Consider the following 25,315-nt stretch of genomic DNA (forward strand, 5'->3'; position numbering starts at 1 on the left):
CGACCGGCGATTTCCATTACCGGACGAACGATCCATTCATTTCCATGAAGCCGGCATTTCCACAAGGCCGGGGCTTCGACACGTTGCGTCTATCCGCGCCACTTTTTCTCATCCAACACCACGAAGACCGATTCTCCATTGCCGCTCCGGCCTTTCCGGTCCAGGATATTCATCTCTTCGAGTCGATCGATCTGGCGGTTCAATTCCTCTTGCGTGCCGTTCCATTTCTCCTTCAACGTGGCACGGGTGATGGCGGTGCCGGTATCCACTACGGCGCAGCACAGCAGGTAGAGGGAAACCGTCTCCACTTCAAGATTCATTGAAAATATTTTTTGGCTCATGGCCGGTTTTGCCGAATCGTAATTCATGGGGTGCTCCTGGTTAGCGGTGGGTGATGATAGAATATTTCTCTTTCCCCGGAGGGGCCGGCCTCCGGTCCCGATGAACAGTGGAGCACAGTCGGTGCCGATATGCAAGCCTTTACTCCATCACCGGCTTGACAGTCCGGTAGAATTGTGTAACAAAATATTAGTGATCTTTGGCTATTATTTTTTGTCGGCAAAACAAACAGTTGGATTTATCAATGGAGGCGATGCGATGAACAAGAAAGCGATGTTGAGAATTTTGCTTTCCCTTCTGGTTCTGTTTTCGTTCAGCGGTTGCATGGAGAGCATGGTCAAACCCGAGGCAAAAACCGACACGGGTGAGGAGATGGGCCTGCCCCCATACAGTGGACCCAAGGCCCGGGTGGCTGTCGCCGATTTCGAATGGAAGGTCGATGAGAGCAGTAAAACCACAAAAATCGGATTCGGCGGCCAGACCATGACGATCTCTTCATCGGAAAGCTCAGGGTATACCACGGGACTGCGTGACATGTTGACCACGGCCATGGTTCAGAGCAAACGCTACCGGGTGCTGGAACGTCAGAACATAGACTCCCTGAAAGGTGAAATGGCCCTCGGCAGTTCGGGGTATACCGATAGTACTGGAATAAAGAAAGGCGGCATCAAAGGTGCCGATCTTCTGGTGATGGGCGCCATTACCGGATGGGAGCCGGGCACATCGGGAGGCGGCGGCGGCATTGGTGGCGGCGGCTTGCTGGGCAACGCCTCGGCACTGTTCGGCGCGGTCAGCGGAGGCTACAAAAAGTCGTCCATGGCCATGGATATTCGCATTGTCGATACCCATACCTCGGAAGTCCTGGCGGCTACCCGGGTTGAAGGTGTGGCCAAGGACATAAGCCTCGGCGGCGCGCTGGCCGGTTTCGGCGGCAGCGGCGGAATGGGCGGCGGATTGGGCGGGTATGCCAAGACCCCCATGGAAAAAGCCATTCGGACCTGCCTGTACAATGCGACCAAATTTATCGCCGAAAATACCCCCCAGGAATATATGAAGTATTAAAAAATCCGGGAAGCACCGACCCCGCTTTCCGATCACAAACAACAAACCTCCCGACGGCTGTTCCGGCCGCGGGAGGTTTGTTGTTTGTGATCCGAGAAACAGTCACCTTCAACCGACGACGGTGTATTTTGGCCCGGCGATGAGCAGATTGTTGGAGATGGTGGACTGTATTTTTTCCATCGTGCTGCCGAACATGATATCTCTGATGACGCCGTGGCCGTAAGCACCCATAACGACCAGGGTGTCATGGGGCACTTCGTACAGGTTGTTTTCCAGGCGTCCTTTGTGGAAAAAGCGCCACCGGTCCAGCACGCTGTTCAGCGTTTCTTCCAGTCCATTTTCGCGAACGATAGCACGGTAGGTTTCTTCTTTCTTCTTGCCTGCCTGGGTGTATACCTGAAGTGCCATACCGGTTATTTTGGCGATCCGGATGCCCAGGCGCAGGGCATTGACGGCATTGGCCGACCCGCCGAAAAACACGGAGATGCGGTTCCAGGGTTTGAATACCGGGCTGGTGATCAGCACCGGAAAACGGGCCGCCTGAATAATGCGGCGCACCCGCGGACCAATGTACCCCAGGCCGATTTTTGAAGAAAGGTCGCTGACGCTACGCGGACAGCACATGAATTCGAAGTTGGTGGGGACGTCCGGCAAGGTGGAGGCGGTGTAGTTTTTGGGCCGGAAAAAGTCCGGTTCGATGCGGGCTTCCTTGAGCAGTTCTTCCGCGTGGAGGACGGCTGTGTCCGGATCGTTTAGATACGAAGCATCCAGGTCCACCTGGACCACGTCGTTTTCGAAATACATCAAAAATTTTGTTGATTCGGGGATGTAGACTTTCGGCGCCACACCCATTTGCCGGCAAAAATAGATAGACTGAAGCAGGGTCTCTCTGCCCAGCGGGGTGTTTCTGAAAATGTGGAAGAGTTTTTGGGCCATGCGCGTCACTCCTTATTGGCTCTCGTTTGCTTTGCTATGCCGACGGAGGTTGTATTACAATCGACCGGTTTGCACCATCAGCTCTTTCCTGTACTGGTCCAGCAGGGTCGCTTTGGAAATCATTCCCAGGAAATGGTTGTCCGCGACCACCGGCATGCTGAAAATACGGGCCTGATCCATTTTCCGCAACACCTCCGACAAATCGTCGTGCAGGGATACCGAGTTGACAGTGGTGTTCATCAACTGACCGGTCAGTACCGCATGGTGCATGGCCGTGTCGAAAAGATAGGGGCGGATGTCATCCAGACAAATCATGCCCAGAAAATGCCCGCTTTGCCGGTCTTCTACGGGAAAGTGGTCGCGATGGGAGGATTTGACGACATCGACGAAATCGGCTAGGCGCATATCGGGATGCACGCGCATGTAGTCGGTTTCGAGCAGTTCCTGAATGCTCAGGTCGGTCAACACCCGCGCATCGGTGCCGGGGCGCAGCAATTGCCCCCGTTCTACAAGGTCCCTGAGGTAAAAGGACGCCGGTTCGAAATAGTGGCAAAGGGTGGTGGAAATGGCCGAAACCACGATCAGGGGAAGGATGACTTCGTAACCGCCAGTGATTTCGATCACCAGAAAGATCCCCGTCAGCGGTGCCTGCAGGATGCCACTGATGAGACCGGCCATGCCCAACAGGGCAAAACAGCCTTCGTTGACCCATTGTACGAAAGGCCAGAGCGCGGCTATGAAGCGGTGGTAACTCAGCCCCACAAATGCACCGATCACCAGGCAGGGAGCGAAAATCCCTCCGGAGCCGCCCCATCCCAGTGTCAGTGTCGTAGCCAGAATTTTGACCAGGGCGATTCCGGTTACCAGCATGAGTCCCGCAGGAAATCCCCCTTCGATGGCCGTGCGGATGGCATGGTATCCTTCGCCCAGGACATAGGGCAGAAAATAGCCGAGAACGCCGACCATGGTGCCGCCGATTGCTGCGCGGAGCCACAATGGGACATGGACACGATGCGATAGCCGATGCATCCATTGCATGGCCCGGGTCAGCAGGATGGAAGCCAGGGCACAAAAGACGGCCAGTCCCACGCAGGCCAGGATATCGTGGAAATGAATCGGGAAGTCCCGGTGGTCGAAGACGATCTGGTTGCCTTTGAGCAGCCGGCTGACCTCGGTGCCGGCTACGGCGGCGATGGCGATGGGAATGATGTTCATGGTGCTCCATTCGCCGAGGACGACCTCGATGGCGAACACCATGCCGGATATGGGGGCGTTGAAGATGGCGGCGATGGCACCGGCCGCGCCGCACCCAACCAGTGCGACCCGCTGACGGTCGTTGAGCGAGAAGGCCTGGGCAATGTTGGACCCGATGGCGGCTCCGCTCATCACCACAGGGGCTTCAGGGCCGGCGGAACCGCCGCTGCCGATGGTCAGACAACTGGAAATCAGCCTGGAGAAACTGGAGCGCAGGCGCAGCAGTCCGCCGTAGCGGGAAACGGCGTAAATCACTTCCGGAACCCCGTGGCCGGCGCCCTCGTTGACGATCTTTTCGAGAAACAGCGAGGAGAGGGCCGCCCCGGCGGCTGGCAGAAATATGGCCCACCAGAATACCCGATAATGGTGCAGCCATTCCAGCATGGTCTCCAGACCGCGGTTGAGTAAAAGGGCGGCCAATCCACTGCAGATGCCGACGATGATGGCAAAGACGATGAGCAGCAGGCGGTCGTCCGATCGGAACAGGGACCAATTGCCCGGATATTTCAATTTTTCTAACAAGCTTGTCTTCTCCGGTGACGCCGGTGTCCAGCAGCTTCATGGATGGCGATGGCCTTTCGGGGGGAACATTTTTGCCTATGGGTCGATAAAAGCCACGCCAGGCTCCGGTCCGGTGCATTTGTGACCGTCAGAGGTCGTCCAGACGTTTTTCGAACTCGGCAACCCGCGAGTGGAGCGTCCCGGCATCCGGCTGTGTCTGCAAAAAATCGACAAAAGCCCCATCCCGGATACAATAGGATAGCCTTGAAAGCAGGTGCAGGTGGTGTTTGACCGTGGGACTGATCAGCAAAAACAGGATCGATACCGGTCGATCGTCGATGGCACCGTATTGAACCGGATTTTCTGTAAAACAGGTGGTGATGACCGATGAATCGGGCGGTCTGGAAAGAGGTTCCCGAGGGTGCGGTATAGCAATGCCGTTGCCGATGCCGGTGGACGCCAGACGTTCGCGCTCCATCAGTTTTTCATAAAGTTCCTCCCGCACTTCTTCCGGAAGAAAGTCTATGCAGGCGACGACCGCATGCAGGACCGCAGCGGCGTCCGCGCCGGCAATCCCGCAGCAGACTTTTCCCCGCTGCATTGCCGAAACCAGGCTTCCCAAGGCTTCTGGTGTGTCGTTATCGGTCTGGTCACCGCCCAAAGAAAAGGACAAATGATGGGTAGATGCCCATCGCTCCAGTGCCGCAGGTGAAAATACCGCTTCGCTGCCGTCTCGTTGGATGGGAATCCTGCCCTGGCGGATCCATCGTTCCACCGTCGTCAGGGGAAGATCGAGCGCGTCGGCCACCGTTTTCAGGGATCGTTTCATGCCTGTATTCCAGTTCAAGCGTTGCCCAAAATTTCAAAAACATAAATCATACGACGATGATTTGTATTAATCAAGCGACGCGGCCATTTTTTTGAGGTCAGGGTCGGTCTTGGCGGGGCGGTCGGCAATGGTGATGTCCCGTTTGGGAAAGGGGATTTCGATGCCGTTTTTATCAAAGAGGGTTTTTACCGTGTCGGTAATGTAGTCGATGGTGTCCATTCGACGGCGGGCGTCTTTGATCCACACCCTTGCCTGAAGATCGACCGATGACTCTCCGAAATTACGCACTACGACTTTGGGGGCCGGGTTCGTAAGAATCCAGTCGGCGGACCGTGCGGCTTCGACAATCAGGTTTTTGGCTTTGGGCAGATCGGCATCGTAGGCGATTCCGATATTGATGCGCACCCGAATGGACGTGGATATGCTTGTGTAGTTGACAATGTCGCGGGTCATGATTTCATTGTTGGGAATGATCACCACGATATTGTCCGTCGTTTTAATGCGTGTGGCCCGCAGGCCGATTTCGATGACATCACCCCATGAGGCGTTGCCGGTCGGCACGCTCCATACTTCGATGCGATCACCGATTTCGAAAGGCCGGTCGATGATCAAAAGAATTCCGGCAATCAGGTTGGAAAGGGTGTCTTTGGCGGCGAAACCCACGGCGACGCCCAATACGCCGGCACCGGCAATGAAAGGCATCACGTTGACGCCCAGCACGTCTAAGGCGATGACGGCCGCCGTTGCATAGACGATGGCACCGGAGAACTTGTTGAGCAGGTCGATGACGATATTGTCCAGATTGGTTTCCGTGCGTTCGGCCAGGTTTCGTTCCAGAACCTCCAGAAGGACGATGAGGATGGTTCTGATGGGACCGGCAACAAAAAGGATAAAAACGGCATGCAGGATGTTTTCGATCGCCGTGACCTGCAGCAGGCGGATCCATATTAGCCCGACCAGCCAGATCAGCACCAGACCGGCCATTTTGCGAAAAACGGCAAACAGTTCCTTGCGTACCCGAAGGAATCTGAATGTGAAGGACCTGTTTTCAAGGGCCGTCAGGATTCGTTTGACAACCAGCCATAGCAAAAAAGCGGCGAAAAGCACCGCCACGGCCTTGGCCAGGTTGTTGGCAAGGGAATCTTTCGTTCCGAAAAGTGCGACGAGCCGATCGATATATTGAATCGTGGTTTCCATGAATTGCCTTTGGAAGTTAGCGCCCATATGTCCGATAATGCAATGTCTCTACCATTTTTCAATGCGGTTGTTAATGGAAAATACCCGGTCCGCAGACTTTCTCGGCAGTGGAAAAAGGCGCTATCTGGTATGGATTAGCAATCGGAGGGGACGATCCATGCGGATCTTTACTCTGGTGGCAAGTCGTCGTCTGCGTGACGGGAGATGACGAAGACAGTCCTGTTCCGATGGGCGGTACCTGAAATTGTAATTTTCCGGGGCCGCCACAAACGGCAATTGACTTCTTTGGCGATGTCGCCCTCCGAATACCGGGAACCGCAGGACGGCATCGAAATAATTCTATCCTTCCAGACGTTCCAGCGCCATTTGAACGCGTGTTTCCAAAGGCGTATCTTCCTGCAGCAGCGCTGCCTTTATGGCTTCCAGGCGGGTGTTCATCTCGGCCAGCATGATCTCAAGGTCCTGTATGGTTTCACCGGACGTTTTTTCGGTGACGTCCATGGCCTCCCTGAGGTCGCTGGCATTCTTGACGAGCATTTTAAGATTGAGGATTTTTTCCAGGCGCAGAAACAGTTCGTCGAAATTGATGGGTTTTTGGAGATAGTCCACGGCTCCTTTCTTCATGGCCTCGATGGCATTGTCCACCGAGGCATGCGCCGTGATAAGAATGACTTCCGTTTTGAGGTTGACCCGCTTGGCTTCTTCCAGCACGCCGATCCCGTCCACGCCACCCGGCATGATCAGGTCGGTGAGGATGACGTCGTAGAACTGGCTGCCGATTTTCTCAATAGCGATCACTCCATCTTCGGCAGTGTCCACGGTATGTTCCGCGCCGATCAGGCGCTTGGTTAGCAGTGCCCGGGTGACCGGATCGTCATCAACCACTAGAATTGCAAGATTTGACATTTTTCATTCTCCCAGATGAGGCCATACCGGCCATGGAGCCGGATTCTGCACAAATGGTATGCGGTTTTTGCGAATTCATCCTTTTCGGCCGGTTATCCAGTTAGCTGATAATAGACCGAACGCAGGTGTCTTTTGGGAACGAATCGCGGACAGACGCCGGTCAGCGATTCGGTTGAACCGATGAGCAGGTAACCGTCCGGTTCCAGCACATCGGCAATCTTGTTAAACAGCTTTTTTCGATCCTGGAGGGTAAAATAGATCGCCACATTCCGACAGAAAATGATGTCGAATTTACCCAACCCTACGAACGGTTCCATCAGATTCATGCGTCGGAAAGAAGCCATGGCACGGATTTCGTCCTTGATCTTCCAATTCCCTCCGGCCAGAGTGAAGTAGCGTTGCAGTTTTTCCCGTGGAAGCCCCCGCTCGATTTCGAATTTGTTGTAGGTACCGTTGCTGGCTTGGGTTACGGCGGCGTCGGAAAGGTCCGTTCCCATCAACGATATTCTATGGTTGCTGTTATTGCCTAAAAGTTCCTTGATGATGATGGCGATGCTGTAGATTTCCTGACCGGTGGAACAGGCGCTGCTCCAGATTTTCAGGTTTGCGCCTCCCGGTCGGTTCGCCTTGGCGGTTCTTGCGTCGATGATGTCGGGCAAAATTTTGTGTTTGAGCAATTCAAAGGGACCGGTATCCCTGAAAAACAGTGTTTCGTTGGTGGTGATGGCATTGATGATCCTTTTTTCCAATACCTTGCGTGTGTCGGCCTTGGCCTTGTGGTAAAACTCGCTGTAAGACTTGCAACCCTCCTCGTCGAGCAGTTTCCCGAACCGGGTCTCTAACAGATAGGCTTTGGATGCATCGATGCTGATGCCGGATACGTTGTATATGTAATTGGAGAGAACCTTGATTTCTTCCGGTTTGATTTTAACCATATTTTTACCTGGCGCATCTAACAAATGGCGGCTTGCCCCGCCTTTGCATGTTAACCCATACGAACGGTTTTGACGATGGTTTCGGCAATCTGGTTCAAGGGTACCACCGCATCGGCCAAGCCGCTTTCAGCGGCCTCTTTAGGCATGCCGAAAACCACGCAGGAAGCCTCGTCCTGGGCAATGATCGTGGCACCGTTTTGCTTCATCAATTTCAACCCGTCGGTGCCGTCCGATCCCATGCCTGTCATGATAACGCCGGTGGCACGGCCGACATAGTGGTGGGCAACCGACCGGAAAAGATAGTCCACACTGGGTTTGCAGCTGTTCTCCGGCGGATCGTCGGTGATCTTGACCGTGCGGGTCTTGCCGTCGGCCCCGGCGACAATTTTCATCTGTTTGCCGCCCGGAGCGATCAGGGCGGTGTTGGGTTCAATGGGTTCGCCCTGCTTGGCTTCCCTGACGGCGATCTGACATTTGGCGGCCAGGCTGTTGGCCAGTGAGCGGGTGAACATGGGGGGCATGTGCTGAACGATCACAATGGGAACACCGATATTTTTGGGAATCATGGGCAGCATCCTGGCCAGCGCTTTGGGACCGCCGGTGGAGATGCCGATGGCGACGATTTCAGCCTTGGAACGTTTCAATGTTGCCGGCAATCGCCGCGGGGCCGCGAGCGTGGGTTTTCGATCCCTGGCCATCACTCCTGTTTTCGCCGAAGGGGCTTTGGCTTTGCGTATGCCCGGGATGCGGACGCTTCTGTGAAACGCCTGCAGCATGGGTGCGATGGCCGCCTCGATCTTCTTGCGGTTTTCCGCCATGCCGCCACTCTGGGGTTTCGGAATGAAATCAAAGGCCCCCAGTTCCAGCGCTTTCATGGTCATGGCCCCGCCCTCCTGGGTCAGGGTGCTGAGCATGATCGCCCCGATGTGGGGTGCGTGCCGTTGGATATGATCCAAGACTTCGAGGCCGTTCATTTCCGGCATCTCGATGTCCAGGGTAAGCAGGTCCGGCTTTAAGGATGCCAGCTTGGCAATTGCCGCTTTCCCGTTATGGGCGCTGCCCACGACCTCCACATCGGGAAGTTCGGCAAGCACATCGCTGACGATTTTGCGGTACAATACCGTGTCATCGACCACCAGGACCCGCAGCGGTTTGGGAGAGTTTATCGCCATGCTGCCCTCAGTTTATTGTTGTAAAGCCAAAGGGGTTGTTGCGGATAGGGTCCCCGCAAGTGCCAAAAGGTCAGAAACGTTTGCCAACCGATCATTTCTCGTTTTCGAGAACTTTTTCCACATCCAGTATACCGATCAGGCGTTCCTTGGTCTTGAAGACCCCTTTGAAGAATTTGCCCTGTACGCCACCGATATTGGCCGGCGGAGATTCCACTTTGTCCCACTGGGCCTCCACCACATCGCTGATGCGGCTGACCAGCAAACCGATATACTCATTTTTGGAGTTGACGATGATATTTCTGCTCATGTCGCTCAATTCGGTTCTGCCGAGATTGAGTTTTTTCCCCAAGTCGATGATGGTAACGATCTGGCCCCGCAGGTTCAGGATTCCCATCACATAGTCCGGGGACTGGGGAACGGTGGTCATGTCCATTAGTTTGTTGATTTCCTGGACATTGAGAATATCCATGCCGCAAAGGGCTTTGCCAACATAGAACGTGGCCATTTCAACGGTTTGGCTGCTCATTTTCTTTTCCCTTCCGGTGTTTCCGTCATCGCTTTTGCCTGCCGATCAGGCGACAGACCGAAGCGCGTTATCGATCCGGGTGTTGCAGTGTCTTTTACCCAGCGACTATACTTGGCTGAGGAATCCGTAGATACTGCGGATCAACTTTTCCCGATCCAGTTTGATCTGATAGTCGTTGATCCCCACCTGACGGCCTTTTTCGATATCTTCCTCTCCGGCAAGCGTGGTCAGCGCAATGACCGGAAGATGGGAGTATGCGTTGGAGGTTTTAATGTTCCGGGTCAGTTCGAATCCGTTCATATTGGGCATCTCGATGTCGGTGACGACCAATGATATTTCGTCCGCGTGCTGCTGTAAAAGCTCCCAGGCGATGGCACCGTCTTCGGCCTCGATCACCTCGTAACCTTCGTTTTCCATGTAGCTTCTCACCTGGTTGCGAAAAAAGTTGGAATCTTCGGCGAACAGGATTTTGGCAGTCCCGCCACTGCTGTCGGTGGCGGCTTCCATCTCCTCGAACCAATCCGGATGAAGCGTTTGAACGATTTCATACACGTCCACCATCAAGGTGGTGTGATCATTGATGATGGCCGAGCCCATGATGCCGGATTGTTTGAGGGTCCGGCCGTCCACATCCAAAGAGAATTCGATGGCATCCACCGGTCCGATGGCCAAAAGGCCCGTCTCGCGGCCGGCAACGATGAATACGATGACCAGCAGGTCTTCGACGTCGGCCAGGGGCTGAACCATGGCTACCTCGTCGACCGAGAACAGCGGAAGGCTGCCGCCGCGATAACGGATGACCCGTTTCCCGCCGACCGTTTCGATATCGGTGGCTTTGATTTTCTCAATGCGCTCCACCATGTTCAGCGGCGCGGCGAACTGCTCGTCCTCGGCGCTGCGGAATACCAGCAGGGACTGACGGTCTTTCTGTTCGAGGATCGCCCGCCGGCTTTCTTCGGCGAGTTCCGAAGCCCGGTCGGATCCTTCCAGCGAGGTCAGGCCGGCCATCTGGGCCAGGTTGGCTACATCCAGGATCAGGGCCACCCTGCCGTCACCCATAATTGTGGCGCCGGCGTATCCCTTGCATTGTTTCAGATCCCGACCCAGCGGTTTGACGACGATTTCCTCCGAGTCGTGCAGTTCATCGACCACCAAACCATATTTCATGGCGCCGGTGGATACGACCACGATATTCAAAGCGCTGTTGGCATGATACCGGCGTTCCTCCGACCGATGGGTCGCATCTGCCGGGACCTCCTTGACGGTGCCCGCACCACCCGAAAGAGGGCTTTCCTTGGATCGCCGGTCTGAAAGGGTTTTGCGCCGGTCCGGCCGTCGTTCCCCGGTTTCCGGATCCAAAAAAACGGATTCGGTTCCGATTACCTCGGACAATTTGATCAGCGGCAGCAGGTTGCCCCTGAGGCGAACGACTTCCGCATCGCCCACGCGCTCGATGCGATCCTTCACGTGGTCGGCCGGGATTCGCAGCAACTCTTCCAGGTTGACTTGCGGAATGGCATAGCGCTCGTTGCCGGTCATGACGATCTGGCAGGGGATAATGGCCAGCGTCAGGGGGAGTTTGATCCGGATCGTCGATCCCTTGCCCAGTTCCGAGTCGATATCGATGATACCGCCGAGCTTGTCCAGGTTGGTCTTGACAACGTCCATGCCCACGCCGCGGCCGGAAACGTCGGTGATCTTTTCCGCCGTTGAAAACCCGGGTAGAAAGATGAGGTTGGTGCGTTCCTTGTCGGACATGACTTTGGCCTGATCTTCGTTGATCAGACCTTTTTCCAGGGCCTTCTGGGTGAGGACCTGACCGTCCAGGCCTTTGCCGTCGTCGGTAATTTCAATATTGACCTGGCCGGCCTCGTGGTAGGCTTTTAGAAATATCTTTCCGACGGGATTCTTCCCGGCGCTCTGGCGGATATCGGGCAGTTCGATGCCGTGATCGACGGCATTGCGCACCAGATGGGTCAACGGATCGCCGATGGCTTCAATGATGGTCTTGTCCAGTTCGACATCCTTGCCTTCCAGGTGCAAATCGACTTTTTTCTTCAAAGAAAGGGAGAGATCCCGCACCACCCGCGGAAATTTATTGAACACGTTGCCGATAGACTGCATGCGGGTGAGCATGATCGCCTCCTGAAGTTCCGAGGTGATCAGGTCGATCCGCTGGCCGGCGATTTCCGACCCGCGATGGTCTTCCGAACTCATGGACTGGAGCAACTGGTTGCGGCTGAGGACCAGTTCACCGGCCAGGGTCATCAGTTGGTCCAAAAGGCTCACATGAACGCGCAGGCTGGTCTCGGTCTCAGGCTTTTTGGCCGGCGTTTTTTTCTCCACCGCAGGAGGCTTTTCCTTGGGTGCTGCAGCAACAGCCGGCTTCGGTGCAACTGCGGACGGGGGCTCCACGGGTTCTGCAGCCGCCGGTTCGGCAACGGGAGGGGCCGGTTCGGTAACCTCCTCGACCGGTTCCGGTTCGGCCGGGGCCGGTTCCGCCGGCGGCGACCCCAGGCATTGCAAACCCATGTCCGGCAATACTTGATAGATTTGATGCTCCGGTATTTCGAACAGAACATTGATGTCTTCGGGTTTCAGGATGGTGGCGAAAAGGACCGTGAGCGGATCGACTGCCTGACCCTTTTCGATCTCCATGGTACGAACTTCGTCGGCAGGGGGGCTGCAGCCAACCAGGATCCCGGTCTGTTCCATCTCCTCTAAAGTGACCGCCGGTGATTTGCCCTTGTCGACCACGTCGGCGATCAGATCGATCTGTGCCAGATAAACGAATTTCCCTTCATTCATCAGGTCCTCGACCTGCTGGCGTTCGGCGGCGATAGAGATGGCGCCGTCGGCGGTCTCGATGGCGATCTGCTCCGAATCGCTTTTCAACGATACTTCCGAAGTCGGAGCCGTTTCACCCTCTGCTTCCGGCTCCGGGGCGGGCGCTACTTCCGGTTGCGAAGCGGCGGCTTCCGTTTGCGGGGCGGCTGCCGCCGGTGTTTTTCCTTCGGCGATGGCCTGCAGGTTATCTATGTGCTGGGAAATATCCACGTCGTTGCTGGTGAACACATCCTTCATCAACTCTTTGAGGGTGTCCGAAGCCGTGAGTAGGATGTTGATAATTTCAGGCGTGGGAATCATATCCCGACTTCTGATTTTGCCGAGAATGTTTTCCATTTCATGGGTGAGATCCTTGATGGTGTTCAATCCCATGAACCCGGCCCCGCCTTTGATGGAGTGCGCGGCCCGGTAGACCTTGTTGACGAGATCTTCGTCGATATCGGCGCCGGCCTCTTCGATACCCAACAGATCGGTTTCGATATCTGCCAGATGTTCAATGGACTCCTCAAGATACATCTGTAAAGTTTCGTCGTCCTGAATGGTCATGGTGCGCTCCTTTTAGGGAAAATGTTGCTATCCGTAAAGAAAGTGGTCTTTTAAATGGTACCGTCACCCTGGAGGTGACCGGTCGTATCGAAAAAATAAAACTGCTGGTCAACTTCTATGAACCTTATATCCGCACGCCCATGAAAAACTTTAGCTGTTTTTAAATATTTAGAATATACGAGAATCGGAGCGAACGCCGAGGGCTCGAACGGAATCGAAGGGAGCATGTCATAACACTTGGGAAGGCGTAAAATCAGTTACTGTCGTGGCGCGGGGAAGCGAAAAAAGCCACCCGGCAGGTGCGATGGCATCGTTCCCCTGCCGGGTGTTTTTATGGATGGGTAATGATCGAAAAGAGGTGCCGGTCAGGCGGACTTGGAGAAAAGCCCGGCTTTGAAGAACTCCCGGTTCAGCCGGGCGATGTTGGTGATGGATATTTCCTTGGGACATTCGGCTTCGCACTCCCTTTCGTTGGTGCAGTTGCCGAATCCCAGTGCATCCATTGTGCGGACCATGTTCAACGCTCTTTTGGCCGCCTCGGGCCTTCCCTGGGGCAGCAGCGCCAGTTGGGAGATCTTGGCGCTGGTAAACAGCATGGCCGAGGCATTGGGGCAGGCGGCTACGCAGGCCCCGCAGCCGATGCACTGGGCCGCGTCCATGGCCAGGTCGGCCGCTTCCTGGGAAACCAGGATGGCATTGGCGTCCTGGGCACCGCCGGTATTGGCGGAGATGTAGCCGCCGGCCTGGATGATTTTGTCCAGGGCGCTGCGGTCCACGGCCAGATCTTTGACCACTTTGAACGCCATGGCCCGGAAGGGTTCGATGGCGATGGTGTCGCCGTTTTCGAAATGGCGCATATGCAACTGGCACAAGGTGGTCCCCTTTTCGGAACCGTGGGCGCGTCCGTTCACCACACAGCCGCACATGCCGCAAATGCCTTCCCGGCAGTCGTGATCGAAGGCGATGGGCTCCTTGCCGTCAATGGTGAGCTGCTCGTTGACCACATCCAGCATCTCCAGAAAGGACATGTCCGTGGTGATGTTTTCGGCATGATAGGTGTCGAACCGTCCCTTGGCGTTGGGTCCCTCCTGGCGCCACACTTTCAGTGTCAAATTGATTGTCTTTGTCACTTGTAGCTCCTTTGCGTAAGTTTGACGTTCTCGAATACCAGGGGCTCTTTGTGAAGCGCCGGTTCCTGTCCGTCCCCCTTGTGTTCCCATGCCGAAACATGACAGAAATTGTCGTCGTCGCGAAGCGCCTCGTTTTCTTCGGTCTGGAACCGCTCGTTGAAATGGCCGCCGCAGGACTCCTGGCGCGACAGGGCATCAACGATCATCAACTCTCCGAATTCGAGGAAGTCGGCCACCCGTCCGGCACGTTCCAGGCTCTGGTTGAAATCGGCCTTCGTTCCGGGGACCTTGACGTTTTCCCAGAATTCGGCCCGCAGTTCCTGGATCATGCCGCGGGCCATTTCCAGGCCTTCGTTGTTGCGGGCCATGCCGCAGTATTCCCACATGATGCGACCCAGGGTTTTGTGAAAGTCGTCCACAGTGCGCTTGCCGTCTACGGCCAACAGTTTGTCGATGCGGGCGGTGACGGCTTTTTCCGATTCGTCAAAGGCCTTGTGGTTCGTGGTAACATCCACCTTGGCGGTTCCGGCCAGGTATCCGCCGATGGTGTAAGGCAGCACGAAGTAGCCGTCGGCCAGCCCCTGCATGAGGGCGCTGGCGCCCAGGCGGTTGGCGCCGTGGTCGGAAAAATTGGCTTCGCCAAGGACGAAGAGCCCGGGCACGCTGCTCATCAGGTTGTAGTCCACCCACAGGCCTCCCATGGTGTAGTGGATGGCCGGATAGATCATCATGGGGGTCTGGTAGGGATCGTCGGCCGTAATTTTTTCGTACATCTGGAACAGGTTGCCGTATTTCTTCTCGATGACGTCTTTGCCGTCGCGCTTGATGGCGTCTTCGAAGTCCAGGTAAACGGCCAGGCCGGTTTCGCCGACGCCCTTGCCCTGGTCGCACTGCTCCTTGGCATTGCGTGAGGCCACGTCGCGGGGCACCAGGTTGCCGAAACTGGGGTACTTGCGCTCCAGATAATAGTCCCGCTCCGACTCGGGGATCTGGCTGGGCGGCCTTTTGTCGCCCGGATTTTTGGGCACCCACACCCGGCCGTCGTTGCGCAGACTTTCGCTCATCAGGGTCAGTTTGCTCTGGAAGGAGCCGTGCACCGGAATGCAGGTGGGATGGATCTGGGTAAAACAGGGGTTGGCGAAAAAAGCACCTTTCTTATAGGCGCGGAAGGCCGCGGTCACGTTGGAGGCCATGGCGTTGGTGGAGAGGAAAAAGACATTGCCGTATCCGCCGGTGCACAGCACGACGGCGTCAGCGGCATGACGCTCGACTTCGCCCGTAATCAGGTTGCGGACGACGATGCCCTTGGCATGGCCGCCCACCAGGACCACATCCAGCATTTCGCGGCGGGGAAACATCTGCACTTTGCCGTTGGCCACTTGGCGCATCATGGCGCTATAGGCGCCCAGCAGAAGCTGTTGGCCGGTCTGGCCCCGGGCATAGAAAGTACGCGACACCTGGGCGCCGCCGAAGGAGCGGTTGGCCAGAAGGCCGCCGTAGTCTCGCGCGAAGGGAATGCCCTGGGCCACACATTGATCGATGATGTCGTTGCTCACCTGGGCCAGGCGGTAGACGTTGGCCTCCCTGGCCCTGAAATCGCCGCCTTTGACCGTATCGTAAAACAGCCGCCAGATGCTGTCGCCGTCGTTGGGATAGTTTTTGGCGGCGTTGATCCCGCCCTGGGCGGCGATGCTGTGGGCGCGTCTGGGGCTGTCCTGGATGCAGAAGGTTTTGACGTTGTACCCCAGTTCGGCCAACGTGGCCGAAGCCGATCCGCCGGCCAGACCGGTACCCACGACGATGACGTCGAATTTACGTTTGTTGGCCGGGTTGACCAGCTTCAGTTCAAACCGGTGCCGATCCCATTTTTCAGCAATCGGTCCACCGGGAATTTTTGCGTCGAGTGCCATGGTATTTCCTTTCTGGACAAATTGGGGCGGGCCGCCCCGTTGGATGATTGGACTGTGGCCGAAGCCGGATCAGGCCAGCAGGAAAATATATATGGGCAGAAAGCCGAATCCAATGCCGATGGCTACCGCGAAGGCGATACCGACCGCCCGGATCGCGGGCATATATTTGGGATGATTGGCTCCAACGGTCTGGAATGCGCTCCAGAACCCGTGGCTGACATGGATGGCGGCGACCACCATGGCCAGAATGTAAATGACCACGCACCCGGTATTGGAAAAGGCCTCGGAAACGATGTTGAAAATGGTGGTGTCCGTCTTGTCCACGAAATGGAAATTCAGCAGATGGAAAACGATAAACGCCAGAATAAGGACGCCGGTGTAAGGCATGGTGGCGGAACCCAGCGTACGGCCGCCGGCGGTTTTGTTGACGGCGTAGCGCACCGGACGGGCTTTGAGGTTCTGCAGAAAAAGGATCAGGCCGGTAATCACATGAATCAGAAAAAGGGTCAGCAGGCCCAACTCGGCCACGGTTAAAAGCGGTCCCAGCGCATGGAGATGTTCGGCATAACCGTTGAAGGCGTCTTTGCCGCCGTAAATGGTCAGATTCCCCGCCAGGTGGGCCGCCAGGAACCCGCAAAAACTAAACCCCGTGACGGCCATCATCAGTTTTTTACCGATGGATGAGCCCAATGTTCCGGTAATCCAGTTCATCACTGCCTCCCTTTTGAAATGAATGCCATATTTTTTGTACAAGGGATCTAACCTATTTTTCTTTCGTACCGCTGTCAACGAATAATTTCAACCACCATGAATCCCATTCCGTCCTGCCAATGCAGTCCGCCATTTCGATGCCGGCGGGCGTCCGTAGCCGCTCTTTTACGTGTCCGGCCCATTTTTCCGGGGCGGCGTAGCCCATGTCGGAAAGGGACTTCAGATCGATCAGAAACGCCAGTTGGTCGGCGTCCCGGGCCAGTTGGGCTTCAAGGGTTTCGCCGGCGTTAAACTCGTCGAGTAGTTCCCGGATATCGGTGCCGAAGGGCAAGCCGCGGGTCAAGTGGTTCAGAGCCCGTTTTTCGTTAGCGTTCACGTACCGTTTCTGGACATAGTTCAGATCACCCATTCTGGCTTCAGGCATGTCGTGTACCAGGCACATGGTCAGCAGATGGCCGGTATCGGCCTCGGGGGTCAGCCGCGCCAGGGTCCAGGCGATGCACATGACTCCGTAAGTGTGCTCGGCGACAGATTCCTTGCCCGGTCCCAGAAACTGGTAGCCGGTGCGGTGGATCCGTTTCAACAGCATGGTTTCGAACAGAAATTCGACAATACGGTCCATAGTCCCTCTTTTTCGTTTTGGGTTGCAGGCAGCTTCGGTGGTATCACAACCGGGGTTGGCGGCGCAATTGCCGGAAGCAACGGGCAGGGCCTGCAGTCCATTTTTCCGCAAAGCCTAGAACCGCTAACGTTTCATCCGCAAACTGCTTGACACTATCTTGCGGTTTGTATAGGTATACGACACAAAATACAGGGGGTGCCGCCGTTTTGAAACCATAATCGTGCATCCCTTTTCAACGCGCTTCACTCACAAACGATTTGGAGATCCGAAGATGATTGCTACCGAAATGGACTATATCCAGATCATCGGCAATGCCAGCCTGATGGTGAAGTTTGTATTGCTGCTGCTGCTTTTTTTCTCCGTCATGTCCTGGGCGATTATCATCATCAAGATCCGTTACATCCGCAGGGCGTTCAAGGAATCGGACATCTTCATCGATTATTTCTGGAAGAGCCGCGACCTGGCCGGCGCCTTCACCAAGGCCAAGCAGCTTGACGGCAGTCCGGTGGCGCGCATTTTTCGCATCGGCTATGCGGAATTGCGCAAGCTGAACACCGGCGGCAAGAACGGGGACGAAGCGGCTTCAGGGGATCATGCCCCCTCCCTGCGCCAGGAATTTTCCGGCTCCGGAAACGTCAAACGCGCCCTGCGGCGGGCTATCAATACCGAGATGACCCGGATCACCCAAATGGTCCCCTTTCTGGCGACCACAGGCAACACGACCCCGTTCATCGGGTTGTTCGGAACGGTCTGGGGGATCATGAACTCCTTCCACGGCATCGGCCAGCGGGGATCTGCCAGTCTGGCCGTAGTGGCGCCGGGAATTTCCGAAGCCCTCGTGGCCACGGCGGCCGGCCTGGCCGTGGCGATCCCCGCCGTGATCGCCTTTAACCACTTCATGCAGAAGATCCGTGTGATCGAATCGGAACTGCACAGTTTCTCGGCCGATTTCCTCAATATTCTCGACCGTGATATCCTCAGATAAAAGGAGGCGGTATGGCTATCGGAAGCGGCAGCGACCGGCTCATGTCGGATATCAACGTGACGCCTTTCGTGGACGTCATGCTGGTATTGCTCATCATTTTTATGGTAACGGCGCCCATGATGGTGCAGGGGGTCGACGTGGCCCTGCCCGAGGTGAGCGCCAAGCCAATGGTCACGGACAAGGAAAATCTCACTGTAACCATTGACCGGGAATCCAACGTTTACGTCAACGATTTTCAGGTGCGGACGGATTTTCTCAAGGAAAAACTGGAGAAGATCCTGGCCGGAAAAACGGACCGTGAAGTCTTTTTCCGGGCGGACAAGGATGTGCCTTACGGTATGGTTGTGAGCGTGATGGCGGAGATCAAGGCCGCCGGCGTCGAGAAACTCGGCATGGTAACCGATCCGTACGAAGATCCCGGCAAGGATAAATCTTCCGGTAAAAAAGGGTAATGAAAAAGAACGTTCGCGTTCCGAGGACCTTCAGCCAGGAGCAGCGGCGGGACGGCCAGATGTCGGTTCTAAAGCCGATGGTCATCTCATTTGCCGGCCACCTGCTGTTTCTGCTGCTGTTCGTCATCACGCCCAGCCTGCGCTTCGAAAAGCCGCCGGCCCCGTCCGTGATTGATGTCAGCATGGTCTCCTTCAAGAAAACCGCCAAACAGTCGGATACCCGGACGGGCACGCCCAAAAAAACGCCCCGGGTCGAAAAGCCTGAGACCGTGAAACCGGTCAAAAAACCGCCGGTGGTGAAAAAGGCACCCGCGAAGGCCGCCAAACCGGCGCCTAAGCCTAAAACTTCGTTGAAGAAAAAGACCTTCAAGTCCACTCAGGTGGTCAAGCGCGCCATAAAGGAATTGGAGACCAAAGTCGCGGACAAACCGGCTGAAACGTCGGAGGAAGCGCAACCGGAACCGTTGCAATCCGCCTTGGAACGTTTACGCAAGGAAGTCGACAAAGCGGAGACCAGCCAGGCGAAAAAGACGGAAAGCGGTGCCGGGCCGACGGGCGCCAAAGCCGGAGGAAAAGGGGGACCCTTCAACGAAGACGGCAAGAAAACGGCCGAGACCATCGATCTGTACCGGTTGGAAGTGGCTTTTCAGATTCAGAAACACTGGGCTTTCAACGAACAATTGGCCGGGAGTGACGGATCGCTGGTAACGGCCATCGTTTTCAAGGTGATGCCCGATGGCGAAATTCGGGACATCTTTTTTACGGACCGGTCGGGCAATGCCTACCTGGACGACCAGGCCTACAAGGCCATCGTCAAGTCCAACCCGGTGGATCCCCATCCTGCCGGACTGAATCAACCATATGTGGAAATGGGGGTCCGGTTCACCCCCCAGGGACTCCGTTGACCGATAATATCCAGAAGGGACAGGTGTGACACCGTTCGCACGTCAACCCCAAGCCGAGGAACGCGTTTCGCTATGATTTTTAACCGATGGATAGCTTTCTGGTCCGTTTTGCTGATGCTGTTGCCTGCATCGGTCAACGCGGCCCAATACAACTATATTGACATTTCCAATCCCTTTTTGCGCAAGACGCCCATTGCGGTGCCGGTTTTCAAAGTTCCCGCCCAGGATCGCGCAGCCATGCGCACGGCCGAATCCGCGGCTCAGCGTTTGGCCTACTATCTCGAATTTACAGGTTATTTTTCCATCAGTGATCCGGGCGCTTTTTTGGAGGATCCCCAGGCCATGGACATCACCGGCGCCGGCATCCGCTACCGGAACTGGACCGTTATCGGAGCCGAGATGCTGGTGACGGGAGGCGTGGAGATCCGCGAGGGAGAGGCACAGTTCGAACTGCGCCTGTTCGACACTGTCAAACAGAAAATGCTGGTGGGCAAGCGCTATCGCGGCAAGCCGGACGACTACAACCGGGTGGCGCGACGCTTTTGCAGCGAAGTGGTCTTTGCCGTGACCGGCAGCCGGGGTTTTTTCGATTCGAAACTGGCTTTTGTCTCCAACGGAACCGGTCACAAAGAGATTTACCTGAGTGATTTCGACGGTAGCAACGTCCAGCAGTTTACCCGGCACAACAGCATTTCGCTGTTTCCCGACTGGTCATCGGACGGCCGCTGGATTGCCTATACCACCTATGCCAACAAACGCCCGCAAATCCGCATTCAGAATGTCAAAGAGAAGCGCTGGTCAGGTATCGACAAGCCGGGCCTGCAGGCCGTAGCGGCGTGGGTTCCCGGTGAATTCAAACTGGCTGCGGGCCTTTCTTTTTCCGGTGACCTGGAAATTTATTTGTTGACCGGAAATGGGAAAGTGATTAAAAGATTGACAAACAGCGTGGGGATTGACGGGGAGCCAACATGGGCGCCGGACGGAAAACGACTGGCATTCGTTTCCAGGCGTGCGGGTAATCCCCAGATTTATATTCTCGACACCGATTCCGGCCGGGTTCAACGGTTGACGTTCGAAGGCCGTTACAATACCCAGCCCAGCTGGTCCCCCAAGGGAGATCGGATTGCTTATTCCGCCATGAAAAGTGGCGTCATCGATATCTTTACCATTGACCCCGAAAACGGCGAGGCCGTTCAGTTAACCGAAAATCAGGGAAGCAACGAAGCCCCTACATGGTCACCGGACGGCAGCCTGATTGCATTCAGCTCGACGCGGGAGGGAAAAAGCAGGATTTACGTGATGACCGCTTACGGAACCGACCAAAGACGTCTGCTCACTTTGCCCGGTGAGCAAACCAACCCCAAGTGGTCTCCGAATATCGTAACCCCATGAATCGAATCCGTACCCGAAAAAGGAGGAGAAGATGATGAAAAGAAAGTGGATTATTTTGGCATTGGTATTGATCGTTCCTGCCATGCTGTTTACCGTTTCCTGTGCCAAAAAAACCGTTTCCACGGAACCGTCGACCACGGATGCAACGGCTGGCGATGATGCCGCCCGGCAGGCTGAGTTAGCGAAACAGGCCGAACTGGATCGCCAGAAACAACTGGAAGAGGAGCGCTTGGCCGCCGAACGTGCCGAGCAACTAAAGGCTGAGGCCATGGAACGTGATCTGATGATGGCCAAAAATCGTTTTCTCAACGAGAACATCTATTTTGACTTCGACAAATCCGTTTTGAGCTATCAGGCTCAGGAGTTGCTGAAGGAAAAGGCCATGTGGATGAGAGCCAATCCCGATGCCAGCGTGGTCATCGAGGGGCATTGCGACGAAAGAGGAACTAACGCCTACAACCTGGCCTTGGGTGAACGTCGTGCCGAAAGCGCCAAAACCTTCCTGGTTAACCTGGGAATTTTCGGTGCGCGCATGACCACCATCAGCTATGGCGAAGAGCGGCCCGTGGACATGGCCCACAACGAAGAAGCCTGGGCTAAGAACCGGCGCGCCACCTTCGTTCTCGAGTAAATTTTTTTCTTGTTGACGTCTTTCGCTGCATCGTTTTCCGGTTGCCCGTGGCGAATCCGCCGGATAACGATGCAGTGAATCGTACGACCGGGACGGCAACGTTCTTACCACTGATGGACCGACGAATATGCAGCATGCGGCTTGAAACATGGCCGTTGCTGCATATTCTGTATTGGGCGGCAATGGGTGTCGGTCAAAGGGTGCCCTTGACCGGCGGCATCGCGGGAGGATGACCATGAGAAGCCACGTATTGCGAATCGGCTTGATAGCGGCGGTATTGCTTAGCGGATGCGCACTTCAGGATGACGTTTATACGCTGGACCACCGCCTTTCCGCTCTGGAGCGGAGAAATCTGGACCTTGAAAAGCAGAATCGCGAATTGCAGCAGCTCAATCGCGAGATGCTTGAAGCCAAGAAGAATATCTCGAGCCGGGTAGAGGGATTGGATCAGAACCGCCGGGAAGACGAGATGGCCTTAAGATCTCAGTATGCCGAACTGGCGGCCCAACTCGATGCGCTTCGGCAGGAATCCCAGATGCTCTCCGGACAACTGGAGGAGATGGATTACCTGGTCAACAAAAAGCTCAAAGGGTACGAGGAAAGCCAACAGAAAAATCAGGAACGCATGGATCGGCTGGCCGCCGATTCGGCTGCCATCCAGAAGCGGATCGAAACGATCGACCAATACCTGAACCTGGAAGGCGCAGGAGTTCGTAAATCAAGTCAGCCATCGAAGCCACCGGCGAAAGCCGCTGCAGCAAAGCCGGCTTCGGATCAGGCCCTTTACCTGGAGTCCAAACGCGCCTTCGACGACGGTCGCATGGAAGCGTCCCGGAAGGGCTTTGAGCAACTGATCGCGACCTACCCCAAGTCTCAGCATGCCGACAACGCCCAGTTCTGGATCGGCGAAACCTATTACCGTGAAAAGTGGTATGAGAAGGCCATCCTTGAATACCAGAAAGTGATTGAGAAATATCCTTCGGGCAACAAGATCCCGGCGGCATTGCTGAAGCAGGGATTGGCTTTTGTGAAAATCGGAGAAATCAACAACGCCCGCCTGGTACTCAAAGAACTGATCGACAAACACCCCGGTACCAATGAAGCTGCTATCGCCAAACAGAAATTGGAAGCCTTATAATTTCCCCGTGCAACGGACGGTCTTCCAGCCCTCATTCAGCCCCTGCGGCCTCGGTAAGAGAGAACTGGGGCTGCAATAACCAGCCATGATGAAAGTACTCGGCATCGATCCCGGCCTGGCGGATACCGGCATCGGTATTGTTTGCGGTAGCGGGCTGGATATCTGCGAATATGCTTACGGCAACATTTCCACCTCCAAGAAGGAGCCCGTTGCCCAGCGTCTGGAGCTGATCTATACTAAAATCTGTCGGGTTCTGGCCGATGAAAGGCCTGACCTCATGGTTCTCGAGGATGTCTTTTCCCTTGAAAAATATCCCCAGTCGGGTATCGTTCTGGGCAAAGTCTGCGGGGTATTGCTGCTGGCCGGTACCCAGTCCGGCGTCCCGCTGACCGAGGTGCCGGTGCGCCAGGCGAAACAAATCCTGACCGGAAACGGAAAGGCGACCAAGGAACAACTGGAACGGGCGGTGCGAAGTTCCCTCGGTGCAAAGGCTCCTATCCGGCCCTTTCATGCTTCCGATGCACTGGGGCTGGCATTAATCGGCCTGTTCCGTCACAGGTGAGATCGGATTCCAGATAATGCTTTGGATCTGCGTTATCGGTCGTCGCAGTATTCGATAATACAGCTTCCTCCCTCTGGCCTTGCCCAAAGCATTATCTGAAACCCGATTGGAACTACGTTAGGCTAAAAGATGATCGGATACCTTGAAGGCAGATTGATGAAAAAGGAGCAGGACCGGATCCTGCTTCTGGTGGGCCATGTGGGATACGAAATTCTTGTCCCGGTGGTTGTCATGGAGTCTTTGGCCGATAAGGAGATCGGGGATGAAGTCTCCCTGCATATCTACTACCAGCAGACGGAACGTCAACCCAAGCCGGTGTTGATCGGTTTCAACCTGGAAGCAGAAAAGGAGTTTTTTCAGTACTTCATCTCGGTTGAAGCCATCGGCCCCTTAAAGGCTGTCAAGGCATTGAATATCCCTGTCGGGGATATCGCCCACGCCATTGAGAGCGGTGATGTCAAGACGCTGAAACGGCTGAGCGGTATCGGAGATCGCACGGCCCATAAAATCGTGGCTTCCCTGAAGGGCAAGATGAACCGATTCGCACTGATCCGGCATGAGAAAAATGCCCCAACGGTTCCTGCAGATGAGGATTTTGTCCAGATGGTGATGGACGTCCTGATTTCTCAGTTGGGATACAAAACCACCGATGCCAGGCAGATGGTCGCCGAGGCGATGAAACGGGACAGCCGTATCGCTACGGCGGAGGATCTTTTCGATGAAATCTATCGCGGACAGCGGGAATAAACAATGAAAACCGTTGCCCCGGATACGGACACCGATATGTCGGATTCAATCCTGACCCATCGTTCGGACGAGACCTCCATCGTCAAAGGCGCCATGCAGCCTGACGATCGGGATCCCGAGATTCTCTCCCTGCGCCCCGAACGGCTGGACGAATACATCGGCCAGGCCGAGGTCGTGGAGACATTGAAGATCGCCATCGAAGCAGCCAAGATCAGATCCGAACCCCTGGAGCACGTTCTGTTTCACGGCCCGCCGGGGCTGGGCAAAACCACCCTGGCGCACATCATCGCCAATGAGATGGGCGGAACGCTGACAGTGACCTCCGGGCCGGCTCTGGAAAAGGGCGGCGATTTGATCGGGATACTCACCCACCTGGGGGAAGGAGACGTTCTCTTTGTGGACGAAATCCATCGAACGCCCAAAACCGTGGAGGAATTTCTCTATCCGGCCATGGAGGATTTCGCCGTCGATTTCGTTTTCGACAAGGGAATTCATGCACGCAGCCACCGGTATCGACTGAAGTGCTTTACCCTGGTGGGGGCGACTACCCGCGTCGGTTTGCTTTCCGCACCACTGCGGGATCGCTTCGGCATTTTCCGGAACCTCGATTTTTACAGCCTTGAAGATCTGGTTCGTATCACGACCCGGTCGGCCGCCCTGCTTGGGGTGGGGATCGACACTTCAGGTGCCGGAGAACTGGCCAAACGGTCCCGCGGAACGCCCCGGATTGTCAACCGGCTGCTCAAGCGGGTTCGGGATTACGCCCAGGTGAGGGGTGACGGCGCCATCAACCGTTCCACCGTCGAAGCGGCCCTGGCATTGGAAGGGGTCGACAACCTGGGATTGACCCGCCTGGACCATAGTTATTTAAAGACCATCATCGAGTACTATGGCGGCGGGCCGGTGGGAATCGAGGCGATTTCCGCCACCCTGCAGGAAGAAACCGACACCCTGGTGGACGTGGTGGAACCCTATCTGTTGAAGATCGGCATGGTGATCCGGACCTCATCGGGGCGCAAGGTTTCCGAAGCGGCCTATCGCCATCTGAACCTGCCGATTCAGCAGAAGCTTTTTTAAAAG

24 protein-coding genes are annotated in these 25,315 nt (G+C 55.7%); 10 read left to right on the plus strand and 14 right to left on the minus strand.

Features of this window, described 5'->3' with window-relative positions; all coding sequences use genetic code 11:
- Positions 1 to 89: 89 nt before the first annotated feature.
- Positions 90 to 368 carry a hypothetical protein gene (locus tag GN111_RS32495; RefSeq protein ID WP_155307721.1) on the minus strand — a complete coding sequence of 93 codons (279 nt, stop codon included), beginning with the start codon at positions 366 to 368 and terminating at the stop codon, positions 90 to 92.
- Positions 369 to 597: 229 nt separating this feature from the next.
- On the opposite strand from GN111_RS32495, the gene GN111_RS32500 reads away from it, so the two are divergent.
- Positions 598 to 1,401, plus strand: a complete 804-nt coding sequence (locus tag GN111_RS32500; RefSeq protein WP_170302567.1) for a CsgG/HfaB family protein — start codon at positions 598 to 600, stop codon at positions 1,399 to 1,401.
- A gap of 108 nt (positions 1,402 to 1,509) precedes the next feature.
- Here the strand turns inward: GN111_RS32500 and GN111_RS32505 are convergent, their stop codons facing one another.
- The 13 genes from GN111_RS32505 to GN111_RS32565 form a co-directional block, all read right to left on the minus strand.
- Entirely contained in the window at positions 1,510 to 2,337 is an 828-nt protein-coding gene (locus tag GN111_RS32505) for a universal stress protein (RefSeq protein WP_155307723.1), read from the minus strand.
- A 54-nt stretch (positions 2,338 to 2,391) separates the two neighbouring features.
- Complete coding sequence (locus GN111_RS32510; protein ID WP_155307724.1) at positions 2,392 to 4,113, minus strand: chloride channel protein; 1,722 nt, start codon at positions 4,111 to 4,113, stop codon at positions 2,392 to 2,394.
- 127 nt (positions 4,114 to 4,240) lie between these two features.
- A complete protein-coding gene (locus tag GN111_RS32515) occupies positions 4,241 to 4,921 on the minus strand; it encodes a PTS sugar transporter subunit IIA (RefSeq protein WP_155307725.1) in 681 nt (226 codons plus the stop codon).
- Between the two features lie 66 nt (positions 4,922 to 4,987).
- Positions 4,988 to 6,118 carry a mechanosensitive ion channel family protein gene (locus GN111_RS32520; RefSeq protein ID WP_170302568.1) on the minus strand — a complete coding sequence of 377 codons (1,131 nt, stop codon included), beginning with the start codon at positions 6,116 to 6,118 and terminating at the stop codon, positions 4,988 to 4,990.
- Between the two features lie 339 nt (positions 6,119 to 6,457).
- The gene (locus GN111_RS32525; protein ID WP_155307727.1) at positions 6,458 to 7,024 is read right to left on the minus strand and encodes a response regulator; all 567 of its coding nucleotides are present in this window, start codon (positions 7,022 to 7,024) and stop codon (positions 6,458 to 6,460) included.
- A gap of 92 nt (positions 7,025 to 7,116) precedes the next feature.
- Positions 7,117 to 7,959 carry a CheR family methyltransferase gene (locus tag GN111_RS32530; protein ID WP_155307728.1) on the minus strand — a complete coding sequence of 281 codons (843 nt, stop codon included), beginning with the start codon at positions 7,957 to 7,959 and terminating at the stop codon, positions 7,117 to 7,119.
- 50 nt (positions 7,960 to 8,009) lie between these two features.
- Complete coding sequence (locus GN111_RS32535; protein ID WP_155307729.1) at positions 8,010 to 9,131, minus strand: protein-glutamate methylesterase/protein-glutamine glutaminase; 1,122 nt, start codon at positions 9,129 to 9,131, stop codon at positions 8,010 to 8,012.
- Between the two features lie 91 nt (positions 9,132 to 9,222).
- The gene (locus tag GN111_RS32540; RefSeq protein ID WP_155307730.1) at positions 9,223 to 9,657 is read right to left on the minus strand and encodes a chemotaxis protein CheW; all 435 of its coding nucleotides are present in this window, start codon (positions 9,655 to 9,657) and stop codon (positions 9,223 to 9,225) included.
- Positions 9,658 to 9,762: 105 nt separating this feature from the next.
- Entirely contained in the window at positions 9,763 to 13,050 is a 3,288-nt protein-coding gene (locus tag GN111_RS32545) for a hybrid sensor histidine kinase/response regulator (RefSeq protein ID WP_155307731.1), read from the minus strand.
- A gap of 365 nt (positions 13,051 to 13,415) precedes the next feature.
- Positions 13,416 to 14,180, minus strand: coding sequence for a succinate dehydrogenase/fumarate reductase iron-sulfur subunit (locus tag GN111_RS32550; protein WP_155307732.1), 765 nt, complete (start codon positions 14,178 to 14,180; stop codon positions 13,416 to 13,418).
- A complete protein-coding gene (locus GN111_RS32555) occupies positions 14,177 to 16,090 on the minus strand; it encodes a fumarate reductase/succinate dehydrogenase flavoprotein subunit (RefSeq protein ID WP_155307733.1) in 1,914 nt (637 codons plus the stop codon). The genes GN111_RS32550 and GN111_RS32555 overlap by 4 nt, the downstream gene beginning before the upstream one ends.
- A gap of 69 nt (positions 16,091 to 16,159) precedes the next feature.
- Positions 16,160 to 16,801, minus strand: coding sequence for a succinate dehydrogenase cytochrome b subunit (locus GN111_RS32560; protein ID WP_155307734.1), 642 nt, complete (start codon positions 16,799 to 16,801; stop codon positions 16,160 to 16,162).
- A gap of 52 nt (positions 16,802 to 16,853) precedes the next feature.
- Positions 16,854 to 17,423, minus strand: a complete 570-nt coding sequence (locus GN111_RS32565; protein ID WP_155307735.1) for an HD domain-containing protein — start codon at positions 17,421 to 17,423, stop codon at positions 16,854 to 16,856.
- Positions 17,424 to 17,694: 271 nt separating this feature from the next.
- On the opposite strand from GN111_RS32565, the gene tolQ reads away from it, so the two are divergent.
- The 9 genes from tolQ (at position 17,695) to ruvB (ending at position 25,312) form a co-directional block, all read left to right on the plus strand.
- Positions 17,695 to 18,408, plus strand: a complete 714-nt coding sequence (gene tolQ, locus GN111_RS32570) for a protein TolQ (protein ID WP_155307736.1) — start codon at positions 17,695 to 17,697, stop codon at positions 18,406 to 18,408.
- 11 nt (positions 18,409 to 18,419) lie between these two features.
- Entirely contained in the window at positions 18,420 to 18,860 is a 441-nt protein-coding gene (gene tolR, locus GN111_RS32575; protein ID WP_155307737.1) for a protein TolR, read from the plus strand.
- Positions 18,860 to 19,765, plus strand: coding sequence for a TonB C-terminal domain-containing protein (locus tag GN111_RS32580; RefSeq protein ID WP_155307738.1), 906 nt, complete (start codon positions 18,860 to 18,862; stop codon positions 19,763 to 19,765). The genes tolR and GN111_RS32580 overlap by 1 nt, the downstream gene beginning before the upstream one ends.
- Positions 19,766 to 19,837: 72 nt before the next feature.
- On the plus strand, positions 19,838 to 21,157 hold the full coding sequence (gene tolB / locus GN111_RS32585) for a Tol-Pal system beta propeller repeat protein TolB (protein WP_155307739.1): 1,320 nt from the start codon (positions 19,838 to 19,840) through the stop codon (positions 21,155 to 21,157).
- Positions 21,158 to 21,188: 31 nt separating this feature from the next.
- On the plus strand, positions 21,189 to 21,788 hold the full coding sequence (gene pal / locus GN111_RS32590) for a peptidoglycan-associated lipoprotein Pal (protein WP_155307740.1): 600 nt from the start codon (positions 21,189 to 21,191) through the stop codon (positions 21,786 to 21,788).
- A 235-nt stretch (positions 21,789 to 22,023) separates the two neighbouring features.
- Complete coding sequence (ybgF, locus tag GN111_RS32595; protein WP_170302569.1) at positions 22,024 to 22,926, plus strand: tol-pal system protein YbgF; 903 nt, start codon at positions 22,024 to 22,026, stop codon at positions 22,924 to 22,926.
- Positions 22,927 to 23,011: 85 nt separating this feature from the next.
- Positions 23,012 to 23,488: a crossover junction endodeoxyribonuclease RuvC gene (locus GN111_RS32600; RefSeq protein WP_155307742.1), complete on the plus strand. Its 477-nt coding sequence runs from the start codon at positions 23,012 to 23,014 to the stop codon at positions 23,486 to 23,488.
- Between the two features lie 129 nt (positions 23,489 to 23,617).
- Complete coding sequence (gene ruvA, locus GN111_RS32605) at positions 23,618 to 24,235, plus strand: Holliday junction branch migration protein RuvA (RefSeq protein ID WP_155307743.1); 618 nt, start codon at positions 23,618 to 23,620, stop codon at positions 24,233 to 24,235.
- Between the two features lie 36 nt (positions 24,236 to 24,271).
- The gene (gene ruvB, locus GN111_RS32610; RefSeq protein WP_155308231.1) at positions 24,272 to 25,312 is read left to right on the plus strand and encodes a Holliday junction branch migration DNA helicase RuvB; all 1,041 of its coding nucleotides are present in this window, start codon (positions 24,272 to 24,274) and stop codon (positions 25,310 to 25,312) included.
- Positions 25,313 to 25,315: the final 3 nt, after the last annotated feature.

This window comes from Desulfosarcina widdelii (assembly GCF_009688965.1).
GTDB classification, from domain to species: domain Bacteria; phylum Desulfobacterota; class Desulfobacteria; order Desulfobacterales; family Desulfosarcinaceae; genus Desulfosarcina; species Desulfosarcina widdelii.

Bases quoted from the DNA above. Each gene is read 5' to 3' on its own strand.
- tolB (WP_155307739.1), top strand. From the start codon at position 19,838: ATGATTTTTAACCGATGGATAGCTTTCTGGTCCGTTTTGCTGATGCTG.
- GN111_RS32540 (WP_155307730.1), bottom strand. From the start codon at position 9,657: ATGAGCAGCCAAACCGTTGAAATGGCCACGTTCTATGTTGGCAAAGCC.
- GN111_RS32535 (WP_155307729.1), bottom strand. From the start codon at position 9,131: ATGGCGATAAACTCTCCCAAACCGCTGCGGGTCCTGGTGGTCGATGAC.
- GN111_RS32580 (WP_155307738.1), top strand. From the start codon at position 18,860: ATGAAAAAGAACGTTCGCGTTCCGAGGACCTTCAGCCAGGAGCAGCGG.
- ruvB (WP_155308231.1), top strand. From the start codon at position 24,272: ATGTCGGATTCAATCCTGACCCATCGTTCGGACGAGACCTCCATCGTC.
- GN111_RS32500 (WP_170302567.1), top strand. From the start codon at position 598: ATGAACAAGAAAGCGATGTTGAGAATTTTGCTTTCCCTTCTGGTTCTG.
- GN111_RS32525 (WP_155307727.1), bottom strand. From the start codon at position 7,024: ATGTCAAATCTTGCAATTCTAGTGGTTGATGACGATCCGGTCACCCGG.
- tolQ (WP_155307736.1), top strand. From the start codon at position 17,695: ATGATTGCTACCGAAATGGACTATATCCAGATCATCGGCAATGCCAGC.
- GN111_RS32520 (WP_170302568.1), bottom strand. From the start codon at position 6,118: ATGGAAACCACGATTCAATATATCGATCGGCTCGTCGCACTTTTCGGA.
- GN111_RS32515 (WP_155307725.1), bottom strand. From the start codon at position 4,921: ATGAAACGATCCCTGAAAACGGTGGCCGACGCGCTCGATCTTCCCCTG.
- pal (WP_155307740.1), top strand. From the start codon at position 21,189: ATGATGAAAAGAAAGTGGATTATTTTGGCATTGGTATTGATCGTTCCT.
- GN111_RS32565 (WP_155307735.1), bottom strand. From the start codon at position 17,423: ATGGACCGTATTGTCGAATTTCTGTTCGAAACCATGCTGTTGAAACGG.
- GN111_RS32600 (WP_155307742.1), top strand. From the start codon at position 23,012: ATGATGAAAGTACTCGGCATCGATCCCGGCCTGGCGGATACCGGCATC.
- GN111_RS32505 (WP_155307723.1), bottom strand. From the start codon at position 2,337: ATGGCCCAAAAACTCTTCCACATTTTCAGAAACACCCCGCTGGGCAGA.
- GN111_RS32530 (WP_155307728.1), bottom strand. From the start codon at position 7,959: ATGGTTAAAATCAAACCGGAAGAAATCAAGGTTCTCTCCAATTACATA.
- tolR (WP_155307737.1), top strand. From the start codon at position 18,420: ATGGCTATCGGAAGCGGCAGCGACCGGCTCATGTCGGATATCAACGTG.
- GN111_RS32560 (WP_155307734.1), bottom strand. From the start codon at position 16,801: ATGAACTGGATTACCGGAACATTGGGCTCATCCATCGGTAAAAAACTG.
- ruvA (WP_155307743.1), top strand. From the start codon at position 23,618: ATGATCGGATACCTTGAAGGCAGATTGATGAAAAAGGAGCAGGACCGG.
- GN111_RS32495 (WP_155307721.1), bottom strand. From the start codon at position 368: ATGAATTACGATTCGGCAAAACCGGCCATGAGCCAAAAAATATTTTCA.
- GN111_RS32555 (WP_155307733.1), bottom strand. From the start codon at position 16,090: ATGGCACTCGACGCAAAAATTCCCGGTGGACCGATTGCTGAAAAATGG.
- ybgF (WP_170302569.1), top strand. From the start codon at position 22,024: ATGAGAAGCCACGTATTGCGAATCGGCTTGATAGCGGCGGTATTGCTT.
- GN111_RS32545 (WP_155307731.1), bottom strand. From the start codon at position 13,050: ATGACCATTCAGGACGACGAAACTTTACAGATGTATCTTGAGGAGTCC.